Source organism: Streptomyces roseus (assembly GCF_001044425.1).
GTDB lineage: Bacteria > Actinomycetota > Actinomycetes > Streptomycetales > Streptomycetaceae > Streptomyces > Streptomyces roseus.
Genome location: NZ_LFML01000069.1, coordinates 25,138 through 39,368 on the forward strand (window position 1 = coordinate 25,138; position 14,231 = coordinate 39,368).

Genomic DNA, 14,231 nt, shown 5'->3' on the forward strand with positions numbered 1-14,231 from the left:
TTCCCCGTTCCCCCTTTCCCCCGAGTCCCCGAAAGCTGCCCATGCTGAGAACAGCCCTGCGCAACGTCCTGGCGAACAAGGCCCGTCTGGTCACGACCGTCCTCGCGGTCTGTCTGGGTGTCGCGTTCGTCTGCGGCACCCTCGTCTTCGCGGAGTCCTCCGCCGCGGCCTACCGCGCCGCCGCCTCGAAGGACTTCGCGGGCATCGCCGTCACCGTGACCCCGAAGCAGCCTCCGCCCGGGGCCGGCGGCGAGCAGGCCGGAGCGCTCGACGACGCGCTCGTACGGAAGCTGGCCGAGGCACCCGGAGTCGCCGCCGCGCGGCCGGCCGCCGACGGCTCGGCCACCCTGAACGACGCGGACGGCCGTCCGCTGCGGGCCGGCAAGGCGTGGGCGAACCTGGCCGCGGCCTACGTACCGGGCCAGGACGGCAAGGACGGCCGCCATCCGCTGGTCGAGGGCCGAGCCCCGCGCGACGGCGGGGAACTCGCCGTGGACAGCGGCACCGCCTCGGCCGGCGGATTCAAGATCGGCGACACGGTCACGCTGGCCACCGACGGCCCGGTCCTGAAGAAGCGGCTCGTGGGCATCGTCAGGACCTCGGACTCACGGGTGACCGCCGGCGGCACCCTCGCCGTGTTCGACAAGGCGACCGCCCAGGAGCTGTACGCGTCCCCGGGCCGGTACACGTCGATCGACGTGTCCGCGAAGCCCGGCACCGACGAGTTCCGGCTCGCCGAGACGGTCGGGGCCCTGCTCCCGGCCGACCGGGCCGAGGCCGTGACCGGCACCGCCCAGGCGAGCCGGCAGGCCACCTACACCGACACCCTGACCCGCGGTCACCAGAAGATGCCGATGGTCTTCGCCGGGGTCTCGCTGTTCATCGGCTCCTTCCTCATCGTCAACACCTTCACCATGCTCGTCGCCCGGCGCACCCGGGAGATCGCGCTGCTGCGCGCCATCGGCGCCTCGCGCCGCCAGGTGGTCCGCTCCGTCCTCTGGGAAGCGTTCGTCCTCGGGCTGGTCTCGTCGGCGGCCGGCTTCGTGCTCGGTCTCGGCATCGCGTCCGTACTGCCCGGCCTCCTGAGCACCTCGCAGGACAGGCTGCCCGACGGTCCCCTCGTGATCGGCCCGCTCCCCGTGGTGGCGGCGCTCGGTGTGGGCGTGGGCGTCACGGTGCTCGCCGCGTGGCTGCCCTCCCGCAAGGCGGCGAAGGTCGCGCCCATCGAGGCGCTGCGCGCCGACGGGCGGCCGCCCACCGCGACCGCCTCGCGGGTGCGCGGCGCCGCGGGACTGGTCCTGCTCGCCGTCGGCGGCGGGCTGCTGGTCTCGCTGACGGGGGCGAAGGACGCCTCGGAGGCGAACCTGCAGAACGCGATGTACGGCTGCGCCCTGATCGTCGTCGCCCTGATCGTGCTGGCGCCGCTGCTCGCCGTCCCGGTGATCCGGCTGACCGGCCGGCTGACCGGCCGCTTCGGGATCACCGGGCACCTGGCCCGGGAGAACGCGCTGCGTGACCCGCGGCGCACCGCGGCCACCGCCTCCGCGCTGATCGTCAGTACGGCTCTGGTCGCCGGACTGGCCGTCATCGGGAACTCCACCGGGCAGGCCCTGGACCGCAAGGCCGCGGCCGGCCTCGGCGCCGACTACGTGATCGGCAGCCGCAGCACCATGACCGCCATCGATCCGGGCGCGCAGAAGCGGGTGGCCGCCACCCCCGGAGTGCGGACGGCGGCCGGTGTGGCGGACTCCACCGTCTTCACCGGGGGCGCCGTCCGCAGGATCGCCGGCGTGGACCCGGCCACGGTCGGCGAGGTCATGCGGCTCGATTTCGCCGGCGGCTCCCTGAAGGACCTGGGACCGGGCCGCATCGCCGTGTCCGCCACCGTCGCCCGGGAGCAGGGCGTGGGCGCCGGCGGCCGGGTCAACGCACGCATCGGGCAGAACCAGGAGTTCACGCAGTACACGGTCGTCGGCGTCTACGCGGACAACCCCACTGCCGGGGACGTGCTGGGCTCGCTGGCCGACGTGCAGCGGGACAGCTTCCTGCCCGGCTCCGTCCAGCGGATCCTCGTACGCGCCGACCGCGCCGCGGTCTCGAAGGCCACCGAGGACCGGCTGCGCGCCGCCGCGGGCAACAGCCCGCTGGTGCAGGTGAAGGACCGCCAGGCACTCGTCGACGAGGCCGCGGGCTCCCTGGCGGACCTGCTGACCCTGATGTACGGGCTGCTCGCCATCGGGACGGTGATCTCGCTGCTCGGGATCGTCAACACCCTGGCCATGTCGGTCGCGGACCGCACCCGCGAGATCGGTGTCCTGCGGGCCGTCGGCATGGACCGCGCCGGGATCCGGCGGATGATCCGCCTGGAGTCGGTGACGGTCGCGGCCTTCGGCACGCTGCTGGGCCTGGCGGGCGGGCTGTTCGGGGCCTGGGGGGTCGGGTCGCTGACCAACGGCGCCATGAAGGAGTACTCCCTGACGCCCCCCTGGGGCACGTTGCTCCTCGTGTGCCTGCTGTCCCTGACGATCGGCGTGCTCGCGGCCGCCGTTCCGGCCCGCCGGGCGGCCGCCCTGAGCCCGCTGGAGACTGTGGCGGACCGGTGAGGTGCGGATCCGGGCACGTGACGCACCCGCGCACGTGACGGACGTACGCGGATGCCCGCCGAGGGCCGGGGTGGTCGGACCCCGGCCCTCGGCGCCGTGCGCGCTCACTCCCCCCGCGGGCTCACCAGAGCACGGGCATCCGCTCCGGGATCCGCTTCATGAACCCGGTGCGCCAGACGAGTTGCTCGATCGGCACGGCCAGGTCGAGGCCGGGCAGCCGCTGCAGGAGCACCTCGATGGCGATCTGCGCGTGCCGCTTGCCGAGGGCGGTGGCCGGGCAGTAGTGGCCTCCGCCGCCGAACGAGAGGTGGGCGTTCGGGTTCGGCCGGTCGAGGCGCACGGAGTGCGGGTCCTCGAACTCGGCGGGATCGTGGTTGGCGGCCTCGACCAGGACGAGGACGAGCTCCCCCTTCTGCACGGTGACGTCGCCGAGCCGCATCGTCTCGGTGGCGATCCGGGGCAGTCCGTCGGCGATCGAGAGGTTGATGCGCAGCAACTCGTCCACGGCGGCGGGGATGAGCGCCGGATCGGCAATCAACTTGGCCTTCAGATCCGGGTGTTGGATCAGCGAGACGAGGGCCATGGTGAGGAATCCCATGACGCTGATGACGCCCGCGCCGAACATCGTGACGCCGACGGTCGCCAGCATCTCGTCGGTCAGGTGGGCGTAGTCGGGGTCCTCGCGCAGGGCGGCGAGTTCGGCCATGAGACCGGTCGTCTCCGGGTCGTTGAGCCGGTCGATCATGTGGCCCATGTCGCGGTCCCAGTTGATGCCCGCCGCGGGGATGGTGCGCGGGCTGTTCATGAACGCGACGTGCAGCGAGCGGTAGAGGTCGGGGCCGTCGCTCTGCGGGATGCCGAGGATGTGGCAGTGCAGCCCGGTGGAGTACGGGACGGTGAAGTCGCGGCGCAGGTCGCCCGGTATCCCGGTGGTGACGAGCCGGTCGACGAGGGCGTGCGCGTGGCCGGTGAGCCACGCCTCCAGCCCGGGGGCCTTCGGGTTGAGGGCCTTCATCACGGCCTTGCGCAGTCCGGCGCCCGTGATGTTCCCCATGTTGTTGACCACCTCCGGGGGGATGGTCAGCGCGTACTGGCGAGGAGCGCCCTCGGCGGAGGTGTCCTTGAGGGAGAACCGCGGGTCGTCGAGCACCTGTCTGCACAGGGGATACGAGGAGACCAGCCAGGCCTGCGCCCCGGCTATGGTGCGGACCTTCTTGACCGGCTCGTGGGCGAGGAGGTGCGCGATCTCGTCGGGCAGCCGCGTGCCGTTGGCGTCGAACGGGAACCGGGTGAGCTCGTCGGCCACGGCCACCGTGCTGGGTTCGATGGTGCTGGTCATGCGGGGCGGTCCTGTTCTTCGCGTTCTTCGGCGGGGGTGATGACGGCGTGGCCCTGATTGCGCGATGCGCGCAGACCCCAGCCCCGTGCGTACAGCAGCTCGGCCAACGGCAGTGCCTGGTGGTAGCAGTTGAGCGAGGAGGCGACCCCGAGGATGGCCGGGGTGTCGAGGAACAGCGGCACTTCGGCGCACACGTACTTGATGCACACCTCGCGCTGCAGCTCGGTCGGCGGTCGGCCGCCCAGCTTGTCGGCGAGGAAGCGGGCCGCGAGTTGGTCGCAGACCTCGCGGAACTCGGGGTCGTCGGCCATGAGGACGTCAAGCCCGGAGCGGATGCGCTGGTAGGCGGGGAGCTCCAGGAGTGCGGACATGGGGCGGCCGCGCAGCCGCTCCCCCTCGGGGTCGAGGGTGGCGACGGCGGAGGTGACCTTGGCGCGGACGCCGCGGAGGTTCTTCACCGCCTTGCGCTGTGCTTCGACCTCGGGGTAGCCGAGTGCCACGAACATCTCGGCGACGTGCATGTCGGTCCAGATGAGATCGACCTGCCGGAAGTGGTCGAGTCCCCACCGGGCGAGTTCGAGCACGCGGTCGTGGGTGAAGTAGGAGTTCCCGGACGAGATGCCTATGACGGCATGGTCTCCCTCGTCATGGATGACCTGGCAGTGAGGCGTATAGGGACGGACGGCGAAGATGCCTTGAATGGCAGTCGTCAACGTGAGTAATTCCCCTGCGCCACGAGTCCCGCAGGGCCGTGTGCCCTGGGTGTGGCGGCGCGAGACATGACGCTACCGAGAAGAGGGCCGATGATCCAGAGCTACCGATCGGTTACTCTACGGATTTGAGCCACCCGAGCTGTGCGATCCTACGATCCGCACTCTGGGCGGATTCACCAGCCCCGCGACATCGCCCCTCTCCCGGCCATCCGGCGGAACTCAGGGTTCCTCGTGAGGGATCTCCCGGACCGGGCCGGGGCCCTTCTTGGGCGCCTCGCCCACCCGGTCGAGGCGGCTCGCCTCGTCGGTGTCGGCCTTCCGGACCGGGCGTCCGGCCTCGTCGGTCCCGGTCCGCTCGACGTGCGGGGCGCGTCGCCGTTCCTCGTCGTCGTGAGAGTGCAGGGGCACGCCTCCTGCGCCGCCTTGGTCTTCCATGGCGTCTCCCTCCTTGGAGAACGTGGTGGACAGCGTGGTGGAAACCTGGCTCCCTCCCCGGGGCTCCGTCGTCGGCGCCTGCCCGGCCGGAGCCGGGAAAAACCTGCCCGTCAGGAGCTCACGCGCTCCTGGACTTGGACTTGCCCCGCAGGAGCAGGGTGGGCATCACCAGCCAGCAGATCACGAACCAGGCCGTGACGCAGGCCGTCACCGGCCAGGCGATCCAGTGCGAGGTGGCGACCCTCAGCAGGAGCAGCACCGAGAAGGTCACGGTCAGTGCGAGCAGCACGATGCCGATGGAGACCAGATGGCCCGCCGCCTTGACCAGTTGGGGTTTGAGGTGGTGCCCGGCCAGCAGCTGGTGGTAGGCGACCGGCGCGATCAGGGTCCCGGTCGCCAGGGCGCCGAGCGCCACCGTCACGACGTACAGGCCCCGGTCGAAAGGGCCCAAATGGGCGTAGCGGGGCGTGAAGGCGACGCTGAGCAGGAACCCGAAGAGGATCTGGGCGCCCGTCTGGGCAACGCGCACCTCTTGGAGCGTCTCGTTCCAGCGGCGGTCGGCCCGCTCGTCCGGGGTCTCGTCCCGATCGTTCACCATGGGCGCGGACCTCCTCCGCACGGGGACAGGGCCAGGTGCGGGTACCCGCGACCGGGTGGGTCATGCTCGGTCCGCGTCCCGTCTGCCGCGCGGCCGACCCGTCCCCCCGACCCTAGTGCGGCGCCCGGTCGGCCGCACGGCGGCAGCGGGGCCGTTAGCCCCCGCCGCCCCGTCACCCGTCCCGCCCCCGGCCCGCCGGCGCAGGAGCGCGGGCTTGATTGAGACGCTCCCGCCCGGGCAGGCGCTCCCCGTACGGACGTACGGACGGGCAGGAGAAGGCACCGCCCGTGCGGTGGACGACGCCGACGCGAGCGGTCGTGGCGGCGGTCCGCCGCAGCCGAACCGAGGGCGGACCCTGAGCCCGCGGCGGCACCAACCGAAACGGCTCAAGGAGGGAGCACCCGATGCGCATCGCCTTCCTCACGGCGCCCGAGGGCGTCGAGGAGATCGAACTGACCCGGCCCTGGCAGGCCGTACTGGACGCAGGATGGAACCCGCGGCTCGTCAGCCCGGAGGCCGGCCGGGTCCGCGCCTTCCGGCACTTCGACAAGGGTGACACCTTTGCCGTCGACCACGTCCTGGCAGGGGACAGCTCGGAGGCCTTCGACGCGCTCGTACTGCCCGGCGGCGTCGCCAACCCCGACGCCCTGCGCATGAACGAGCGGGCCGTCGGCTTCACCCGGGACTTCTTCGCGACGGGCAAACCCGTCGCCGCGATCTGCCACGCCCCCTGGACCCTGGTCGAGGCCGACGTGCTGCGCGGGCGGACCCTCACCTCGTGGCCCAGCCTCAAGACCGACATCCGCAATGCGGGCGGTACCTGGGTGGACGAGGAGGCGCACGTCTGCCGGGCGGAGGCCGCCACGCTGATCACGAGCCGCAAGCCGGACGACCTCGACGCCTTCTGCGACGCGTTCGTCCGGGAGTTCGCCGCGTCCGGCGCCCGGGCCGGCTCCGGTCGCGCCTGACGCGCACCCGTGGGCACTCGCCCCACCCCATCACGACGAGCCCCCGGGCAGGAGGCCCACCATGTCAACAGGGACACTGATCGCCGTCATCGTGATCGTGGCGATCGTCATCATCGCCCTCGCGGTCGTACTGGGCATGCGGTCGCGACGGCGCCGCTTGCAGGACCGTTTCGGACCGGAGTACGAGCGCACCGTCGAGCAGGAAGGCGGCCGGCGGGCCGCCGAGCGGGAGCTGCGCGCCCGCGAGGAGCGGCACGCCGAGCTCGACATCAAGGCGCTCCCGGAGGACCGCCGCCGCGCCTACGCACAGGACTGGAGCGTCGTACAGGAGCACTTCGTGGACCGCCCCGAAGGCTCGGTGACGGAGGCCGACGACCTGGTGACGCGGCTGATGAACGAGCGGGGGTACCCCACCACGGAGTACGAGGAGAACGTCCGCGACCTCTCGGTGAGCCACGCGGGCACGCTCCAGCACTACCGCGCGGCGCACTCGGTGAAGGTGCGCAGCGCCGGCGGACAAGCCACGACGGAAGAGCTCCGGGGGGCGATGGTCCACTACCGCGCCCTGTTCGACGAGCTGCTGAGCGACCGAGGAGGTCGGTGACATGCGCGACGACGTGATGCGCGACAACGGCGAATTCGAGGACCGTGCCGAGGGCGGGGAGCGCCCGGGCGACAGCGGACTGAGCACGCAGGACCTGGCCGACCCCGGCCGGGGGCGGGACACGGCGGTCTACCCCGGCGAGGCCACCGCCGACATCGCGGCGGAGGGGGACGCGGACCGCGCCGCACAGGACGACGCGGGCGCCCCGGCCGCGGGACGGGGCGCCGCCGAGGCCGGGGACGAGCCCCTGCTCGACAGCAAGGAGGCGGAGGAGTACCGCACGACGTGGCGTGAGATCCAGGGCCGGTTCGTGGACGACCCGCAGGAGGCGGTCCGCTCGGCGGACACCCTGGTCGCGGAGGTGATGCAGACGCTCGCCAGGTCGTTCTCCGACCACAAGCAGACGCTGGTCGACCAGTGGGGCCGCGGCGAGGAGGTGGCCACGGAGGACCTGCGCCTTGCGCTGCAGCGCTACCGCTCCTTCTTCAACCGCCTGCTGAAGACCTGAGTCTCCCGCAAGCGTCCGCGCGGCGGCGGTCCTCCAGGAGGACCGCCGCCGCGCGCGCACGCCATGTCCGCTGCCGGTCCGGTCAGGGGTCCTCGGACGGGGTCTCGGGCTCGTTCCCGGACTCGGGATCGGACCCGGACTCGGACTGGGCAGCGGCTCGGGTGCGGCGGCGGTGGCTGGTGTCGCACCAGGGGGGCGTACGGGTGCGGCGGCAGGTGCACACCGCGACCACGAAACGGTCGGACCGGGCGACCGTACCGTCCTTCATGACGATCTCGACGGGCCCCTCGACCAGGACGGGCCCCTCGGGATCCACGCACACCCGGGTGGCGTTCGCCCCGTCGCCGGCGGCTTCGGGCACGACGCCCCCGGTCAGAGCGTTACCGGACATCGGGCACTCCTTCACTCCTGCGGCCCGTAGGGCCATGGACCACGACACTGGGCGACTGCCCCGCCGCGCGCCCCCGCACCCCTGGCCACGGAGCTCTTCGGACGATCGGACGGACCTGGCTTACGCGGCCGGGGCGTGGGCAGGCGCAGGGTTATGGCCGACTCCCGTACACGCACCGCACGGAACCAGGACAGTGAGACCCGCTACACGGTGTGGGTGGCCCTCGCGGCCAATCTCGTCATCTCCGTGGCCAAGGCGGTCGGCGGCGTCATCGCCGGCTCGCCCGCGCTGCTGTCCGAGGCGGCCCACTCGGTCGCCGACAGCCTGAACGAGGTGTTCCTGCTGGCGTCGGTCAAGCGCAGCCGCCGTCCGGCCGACCGGCGCCACCCCTTCGGATACGGCAAGGAGCGCTTCTTCTGGTCCCTGCTCGCAGCCGTCGGCATCTTCGTCACCGGCGGCTGCTTCTCGGTGTTCCAGGGCATCGAGGCGTTCCGCTCCGGCCCTTCCGAGTCCCACGAGGGGTATCTGATCGGCTTCGTGGTGCTGTTCGTGGCGCTGCTCGCCGAGGGGGCCTCGCTGGCCCGTGCGGTCCGCCAGGTCCGGCGGGAGGCCGCGGCCGCCGGCCACGGCATGGGCGAGGAGATCCGGACGGGACGGGACCCGGCCCTGCGGACGGTCCTCGCGGAGGACAGCACGGCCTGCGCGGGCGTGCTGCTGGCCATGGCGGGGATGGGACTGCACCTTTGGACCGGGCAGGTGGCCTACGAGGCGTCCGCGTCCATCCTGATCGGCGTCCTGCTCGTCTACGTGGCGTTCACCCTCGGCAAGGGCGCACGGGCCCAGCTGATCGGCGAGGCGGCCGACCCCGGGATGCAGCGCGAGGTACGCGAGCTGCTGGGGCAGCAGCCGGAGATCGACTCGGTGCCGTCGCTGCTGACGATGCGCCTGGGCCCGGATTCGGCGCTGCTGGCCGCGAGCATCGACCTGACGCCCGGGTATGACAGCGAGACCGTGGAGGACGCCATGGTCCGCATCAAGAAGGAGCTGAAGACGCGCTGGCCCGAACTGGACCAGGTGTTCCTCGACGTCACGGACGCCGCGGCGGCGCGCCGCACGGCCGCCCGGGGCCGGCACGCCACGGGCGCCTGAGCGCGTGCCGGACCGGCCCCGGAGCCTGAGGCGGCGGACTCAGGTCGGGGCAGGGGGCGGGATCAGGTCTGCAGGCGGCAGTTGGGGCCGTCGTGGCCGTCCGCGGACTCGTCGTTGAACCAGTAGTCGCCCGCCGCGAGGTAGCGGAAGGAGTGGGTGACCTTGGCGGGGAGCGCGACCGTGACCGCCCGCGTGCCGTCGGGGCGGGATTCGAGCACGTGGGAGCCGGGCTGCCACCCGTTGAACGTCCCCACCACGCTGACCGGCCCGGGCGGGTCCCCTTCGGGCAGGACGAAGGTGACCTCGGTGGCGTTCTTTCGACGCTGTCTTTCCAGCACGGACAACAGCTCCTTCTCAGGGTCGGGAGAGGGAGCCATCCTGGCGGTCCGGCCGGGCGCCGCGCCGCGACCCGCCGCAGCGCCCGCAGCATCACCCGTCCGGGTCGATCCCGTTGGTCCTAAAACCCTTTTTCCCTAATTCCGCGGAGGCCGCGAGAGTTCTGCGTGTTCGCGTGGCAGCGCGCTCCGCGGTGCGCGACCATACGGACGCCCCGCAGTCAGCCGCGGAAATCACGAGACAGGAAGAAGGGCGCACGTGTCCGGAAGCGAAAGCGAGAACCCAGCAATCCCCTCCCCGACCCCCGCGCCGACCCGCCCGAGGACGAACCGGGACTGGTGGCCCAATCAGCTGGACCTCCAGGTTCTCCACCAGCACTCGCACCTGTCCGATCCGATGGGCGAGGACTTCGATTACGCGAAGGAATTCGCGACGCTCGACGTGGACGCCCTGAAGCGGGACCTCTTCGAGCTGATGACGGCGTCCCAGGAGTGGTGGCCCGCGGACTACGGGCACTACGGGCCGCTCTTCATCCGGATGAGCTGGCACGCGGCGGGCACGTACCGCATCGCGGACGGCCGGGGTGGCGGCGGCGCCGGCGCCCAGCGCTTCGCCCCGCTCAACAGCTGGCCGGACAACGCGAGCCTGGACAAGGCCCGTCGCCTGCTCTGGCCGGTCAAGCAGAAGTACGGGGCGAAGATCTCCTGGGCCGACCTGCTGGTTTTCGCGGGCAACTGCGCGATCGAATCCATGGGGCTCAAAACGTTCGGGTTCGGATTCGGCCGCGAGGACATCTGGGAACCCGAGGAGATTTTCTGGGGGCCCGAGGACACCTGGCTCGGGGACGAACGCTACAGCGGTGAAAGGGACCTCTCCAGCCCGCTGGGCGCCGTTCAGATGGGACTGATCTACGTCAATCCGGAGGGCCCCAACGGGAATCCGGATCCGCTGGCGGCGGCCCGGGACATTCGCGAGACGTTCGCGCGCATGGCGATGAACGACGAGGAGACGCTCGCCCTCATCATCGGCGGCCACACGTTCGGCAAGTGCCACGGCGCCGTCGATCCCTCCTACATCGGACCGGAGCCCGAGGCGGCGCCCATCGAGCAGCAGGGGCTCGGCTGGAAGAACGCGTACGGCAGCGGATCGGGCGTCGACGCGCTGACGAGCGGGCTCGAAGGCGCGTGGACCAACAAGCCGACGACCTGGGACAACGGCTACCTGGACAACCTGTTCGGGTACGAGTGGGAGCTGACGACGAGCCCCGCCGGAGCCAGGCAGTGGACTCCCACGGACCCGGCGGCCCGGGACACGGTGCCCGACGCCCACGACCCGTCGAAGCGGCACGCCCCCATGATGCTGACGACGGACATCGCGCTGCGGGCGGACCCCGTCTATGCCCCGATCGCGAAGAGCTTCCACGAGAACCCGGACAAGCTCGCCACGGCGTTCGCGAAGGCCTGGTACAAGCTGCTGCACCGCGACATGGGGCCCCTGTCGCGCTACCTCGGCCCGTGGGTCGCCGAACCGCAGCTGTGGCAGGACCCGGTTCCGGCGGTCGATCACCCCCTGGTCTCCGACGCGGACGTCGCCGCCCTCAAGGAGCGGATCCTGGCCTCCGGCCTCTCCGTCTCCCAGCTGGTCACCACCGCCTGGGCCTCGGCGGCCAGCTTCCGGGGCACCGACAAGCGCGGTGGCGCCAACGGGGCACGGATCCGGCTCGCGCCGCAGCGGGACTGGGAGAGCAACGCGGTGCCCGAGGTCACCGAGACGGTGGAGGCCCTCGACCGGATCCGCCAGGAGTTCGACGCCTCGGCGACCGGGGGTACGAAGGTCTCGCTCGCCGACCTGATCGTCCTGGGCGGGTCCGCCGCCGTGGAACGTGCCGCGAAGGACGCGGGACACGACATCACCGTCCCGTTCTCACCGGGGCGTACGGACGCCTCGCAGGAGCAGACCGACGCGGAGGCGTTCGCCGTGCTCGAACCTCGGGCCGACGCGTTCCGCAACTACCTCCGGGCGGGCGAGAAGCTCGCCCCGGAGACCCTCATGCTGGACCGCGCCAACCTGCTGAACCTCACCGCTCCCGAGATGACGGTCCTGATCGGCGGCATGCGGGCCCTGGACACCGGCTTCGGGCGGTCCCGGCACGGCGTGTTCACCGATCGGCCCGAGACGCTGACCAACGACTTCTTCGTCAACCTGCTCGACATGGGCACGCAGTGGAAGGCGTCGCTCTCGGACGAGAACGTCTTCGAAGGACGCGACCACGCCTCGGGCGAGGTCAAGTGGACGGCCACCGCCGTCGACCTCGTCTTCGGCTCGCACTCCCAGCTGCGCGCCCTCTCGGAGGTCTACGCGGCCCAGGACGCGCAGGGCAAGTTCGTGCGCGACTTCGTGTCCGCGTGGGACAAGGTCATGAACCTGGACCGGTTCGACCTGCGCTGAGTCCGGCGCGGCTTCGCCCCCGGCCGGCCGGGGGCGAAGCCGTCGGCCGTCAATACGGCGGCACCTGGATGTCCAGGACGCACACGTCGTCCCGTCCGGCGGGCCGCAGTTCCGCCAGGACGCGCGCCAGCGGATCCTGGCACGACCCGCCCATGGCCTCGGCGGCGGCCGCGGCCAGCCGGCCGAGACCGTGGTCCATGCTCTCCCCCGGCACCTCGACCAAGCCGTCGGTGTACAGGATCAGGTGATCGCCGGGCTCCAGCTCCAGCGTCTCCTGTCCGTACACGGCGTCGGCCCACGCCCCGAGGAGGATTCCTTCCGGCGGCGGGAGGAAGCGCGCCTCACCGCCGCGCACCAGCAAGGGCGGTGGGTGCCCCGCCCGTACCCACGCGAGGCGCCGCTCCTCGGGCCAGTAACGGGCCATGATCATGGTGGCCGTGGCGGCGGAGGACATCCCGGCGGCCGTGTGCAGGAGCAGCGTGTTGAGCCGGGCCATGGCGTCCGGCAGCGCCGAGCCGGTGATGATCATGCCCTTGGCGGTGAATCGCAGCTGGGCCATGGTCCCGACGGCGTCCAGTCCGTGGCCCGCCACGTCCCCTACCACGAACAGGGCGCTGCGGTCCGGGAGTTCGATGGCGCTGTACCAGTCGCCTCCGACGTTCACCCCGCTGTCGGAGGGCATGTACGCAATGTCGACGCGCAGCCCCACCAACTCGATCGACTGCTCCGGGACGGGCAGGAGTGCGTGCTGGAGGCGGGCGGCGATGGCCCGTTCGGCCTTGAGCACGCCCCGCTGGACGAGGTTGGCCCGCTCGCTCGCCCCCAGGGCGAGCTCGGCGTCCCGCTGGGGCGAGAGGTCCTGGAAGAAGCCGTGCACCTCCACCGGGGCGCCGAGGGCGTCGGTCTCGGCTTCGGCCACGATGCGCAGGTGTCGGACCCCGCCGTCGGTGGTGATGCGGAAGGGCTGGTCGATCGGTGCCCCTTCGCCCAGCAGGCGCTGCACGGCCTCGGCGAGCGCCGGCAGGTCGTCCGGCACGAGGTGGTGCGGGAGTTCCTCCAGGGTCATGGGGCCCTGCCCGGGCGCGCGGTCGAAGATCGCGTACACCTGCTCGGACCAGTTGATCGTGTCCGTGGTCAGGTTCCAGTCAGCCCAGCCGAGATTGCCCAGGCGTTGCAGGGCGGCGAGGCGGCTCGCCTCGCGCGCACCGGCGTCGTGGCGGATCCAGGAGACGATCAGCCGGCCGGCCAGCCGTGTCGCCCGTACGGAGTAGACGGACGTCGCGGGGATCCCGGCCACCACTTCACGGTACGAGAACGGCTCTCCCTCGTACGTGCTCCCGGTCTCCAGCGCGTCGAGGTAGCCGTACCACAGGGGTGTTCCGGCGACGGTGGGGTAGGTCTCCAGCACCCGCCGGCCCACGAGCTCCTTCCCGCGACGCCCCGCCACGTCCACCGACTCCGGAGCCGCGGCCTCGATGCGGTAGTCCTCCACCTCGCCCGTGGGCGAGCGCAGCGGCGAGAGGAGGATCGCCGCACCGGAGAGCACGTCGAAGATCTTCTGGACCGCGGTCACCTCCCAGTCCCCCGGAGCACCCTCGCGGTGCTCCACGAGGCGCAGGGACCCGCCGCACAGTCGTACGGCCTGGAGCAGCAGCTCCCGCTGGGCCGCGTCGAAGGGGCCGGACTCGGCCCGGAGGAATCCGATGGCCCCGCTGACGCGCCCCTCGCCCGGCAGGGGGAGCCACGCGCGGGTGGGCCACCGCCGGGGCGGGCCGATGAGCCGGTAGGCCTCGGCGTCCCGCTCCGGGTCCTCCAGCCAGCACGGCCGGCCCGAGGTGATCACTTCCACGGCCGCGACGCCGGCCACCGGCGGGATGTCCTGCCACTGCGCGGCCAGCATCGCGTCGATCCCGGTGTGCCCGACGAGCCCCAGCCGCCCGCTCTCGTCCAGCCGGTAGATCATCACCCCGTCCACCCCGAGCGGGTCGCGGAGCGCCGCGTGCAGGATGCCCGCGGTGTCCTGCGGGCCCCGGGCGCCCGCGAGCGAGGCGGCCAGGCGGGCGTCTCCAGCCGCTGGGGCGCCTTCCTCGACTCCACGCTCGACCGGGTGGCCGACGCGGCGATCTTCGGCGGCCTCGC

General features: G+C 72.1%; 13 protein-coding genes and 1 pseudogene. 7 read left to right on the forward strand and 7 right to left on the reverse strand.

The window, feature by feature from the left end; all coding sequences use genetic code 11:
- The first annotated feature begins 41 nt into the window (after positions 1 to 41).
- Complete coding sequence (locus tag ACS04_RS18500; protein WP_048477757.1) at positions 42 to 2,603, forward strand: ABC transporter permease; 2,562 nt, start codon at positions 42 to 44, stop codon at positions 2,601 to 2,603.
- Between the two features lie 121 nt (positions 2,604 to 2,724).
- Here the strand turns inward: ACS04_RS18500 and ACS04_RS18505 are convergent, their stop codons facing one another.
- The 4 genes from ACS04_RS18505 to ACS04_RS18520 all read right to left on the reverse strand — a co-directional run bounded on the left by ACS04_RS18505 (position 2,725) and on the right by ACS04_RS18520 (position 5,688).
- Positions 2,725 to 3,942, reverse strand: a complete 1,218-nt coding sequence (locus ACS04_RS18505) for a cytochrome P450 (protein ID WP_048477758.1) — start codon at positions 3,940 to 3,942, stop codon at positions 2,725 to 2,727.
- Positions 3,939 to 4,655, reverse strand: a complete 717-nt coding sequence (locus tag ACS04_RS18510; protein WP_078864949.1) for a cyclodityrosine synthase — start codon at positions 4,653 to 4,655, stop codon at positions 3,939 to 3,941. The genes ACS04_RS18505 and ACS04_RS18510 overlap by 4 nt, the downstream gene beginning before the upstream one ends.
- Before the next feature lie 219 nt (positions 4,656 to 4,874).
- Complete coding sequence (locus ACS04_RS18515) at positions 4,875 to 5,063, reverse strand: hypothetical protein (RefSeq protein WP_048477759.1); 189 nt, start codon at positions 5,061 to 5,063, stop codon at positions 4,875 to 4,877.
- Between the two features lie 145 nt (positions 5,064 to 5,208).
- On the reverse strand, positions 5,209 to 5,688 hold the full coding sequence (locus tag ACS04_RS18520) for a DUF6328 family protein (protein ID WP_048477760.1): 480 nt from the start codon (positions 5,686 to 5,688) through the stop codon (positions 5,209 to 5,211).
- A 404-nt stretch (positions 5,689 to 6,092) separates the two neighbouring features.
- Here ACS04_RS18520 and ACS04_RS18525 point away from each other — a divergent pair, with 404 nt between their 5' ends.
- From ACS04_RS18525 to ACS04_RS18535, 3 genes are all read left to right on the forward strand, one after another.
- Positions 6,093 to 6,656 (forward strand): type 1 glutamine amidotransferase domain-containing protein, encoded by a 564-nt coding sequence (locus tag ACS04_RS18525; protein ID WP_048477761.1) that lies wholly within the window; start codon positions 6,093 to 6,095, stop codon positions 6,654 to 6,656.
- 61 nt (positions 6,657 to 6,717) lie between these two features.
- Entirely contained in the window at positions 6,718 to 7,260 is a 543-nt protein-coding gene (locus ACS04_RS18530; RefSeq protein WP_048477762.1) for a hypothetical protein, read from the forward strand.
- A gap of 1 nt (position 7,261) precedes the next feature.
- Positions 7,262 to 7,768 (forward strand): hypothetical protein, encoded by a 507-nt coding sequence (locus tag ACS04_RS18535; RefSeq protein WP_245236437.1) that lies wholly within the window; start codon positions 7,262 to 7,264, stop codon positions 7,766 to 7,768.
- Between the two features lie 82 nt (positions 7,769 to 7,850).
- On the opposite strand, the gene ACS04_RS18540 is transcribed toward ACS04_RS18535, so the two are convergent.
- Entirely contained in the window at positions 7,851 to 8,159 is a 309-nt protein-coding gene (locus ACS04_RS18540) for a CDGSH iron-sulfur domain-containing protein (protein ID WP_398022090.1), read from the reverse strand.
- 153 nt (positions 8,160 to 8,312) lie between these two features.
- Here ACS04_RS18540 and ACS04_RS18545 point away from each other — a divergent pair, with 153 nt between their 5' ends.
- Positions 8,313 to 9,308: a cation diffusion facilitator family transporter gene (locus tag ACS04_RS18545; RefSeq protein ID WP_048477763.1), complete on the forward strand. Its 996-nt coding sequence runs from the start codon at positions 8,313 to 8,315 to the stop codon at positions 9,306 to 9,308.
- 62 nt (positions 9,309 to 9,370) lie between these two features.
- On the opposite strand, the gene ACS04_RS18550 is transcribed toward ACS04_RS18545, so the two are convergent.
- On the reverse strand, positions 9,371 to 9,646 hold the full coding sequence (locus tag ACS04_RS18550) for an isoamylase early set domain-containing protein (RefSeq protein ID WP_048477764.1): 276 nt from the start codon (positions 9,644 to 9,646) through the stop codon (positions 9,371 to 9,373).
- A gap of 256 nt (positions 9,647 to 9,902) precedes the next feature.
- Here ACS04_RS18550 and katG point away from each other — a divergent pair, with 256 nt between their 5' ends.
- Positions 9,903 to 12,092 carry a catalase/peroxidase HPI gene (gene katG / locus ACS04_RS18555; protein WP_048477765.1) on the forward strand — a complete coding sequence of 730 codons (2,190 nt, stop codon included), beginning with the start codon at positions 9,903 to 9,905 and terminating at the stop codon, positions 12,090 to 12,092.
- 49 nt (positions 12,093 to 12,141) lie between these two features.
- On the opposite strand, the gene ACS04_RS18560 is transcribed toward katG, so the two are convergent.
- Positions 12,142 to 14,067, reverse strand: a complete 1,926-nt coding sequence (locus ACS04_RS18560; protein ID WP_245236438.1) for a GAF domain-containing SpoIIE family protein phosphatase — start codon at positions 14,065 to 14,067, stop codon at positions 12,142 to 12,144.
- A 78-nt stretch (positions 14,068 to 14,145) separates the two neighbouring features.
- Between ACS04_RS18560 and ACS04_RS39375 the strand changes: the two are divergent.
- Positions 14,146 to 14,231: pseudogene (locus tag ACS04_RS39375) on the forward strand (phosphatidylinositol phosphate synthase); the annotation flags it as partial.

What these genes read in the sequence shown, in the direction of transcription:
- ACS04_RS18500 (WP_048477757.1), top strand. Translation starts at nt 42, where the DNA reads ATGCTGAGAACAGCCCTGCGCAACGTCCTGGCGAACAAGGCCCGTCTG.
- ACS04_RS18505 (WP_048477758.1), bottom strand. Translation starts at nt 3,942, where the DNA reads ATGACCAGCACCATCGAACCCAGCACGGTGGCCGTGGCCGACGAGCTC.
- ACS04_RS18520 (WP_048477760.1), bottom strand. Translation starts at nt 5,688, where the DNA reads ATGGTGAACGATCGGGACGAGACCCCGGACGAGCGGGCCGACCGCCGC.
- ACS04_RS18525 (WP_048477761.1), top strand. Translation starts at nt 6,093, where the DNA reads ATGCGCATCGCCTTCCTCACGGCGCCCGAGGGCGTCGAGGAGATCGAA.
- ACS04_RS18530 (WP_048477762.1), top strand. Translation starts at nt 6,718, where the DNA reads ATGTCAACAGGGACACTGATCGCCGTCATCGTGATCGTGGCGATCGTC.
- ACS04_RS18535 (WP_245236437.1), top strand. Translation starts at nt 7,262, where the DNA reads ATGCGCGACGACGTGATGCGCGACAACGGCGAATTCGAGGACCGTGCC.
- ACS04_RS18540 (WP_398022090.1), bottom strand. Translation starts at nt 8,159, where the DNA reads ATGTCCGGTAACGCTCTGACCGGGGGCGTCGTGCCCGAAGCCGCCGGC.
- ACS04_RS18545 (WP_048477763.1), top strand. Translation starts at nt 8,313, where the DNA reads ATGGCCGACTCCCGTACACGCACCGCACGGAACCAGGACAGTGAGACC.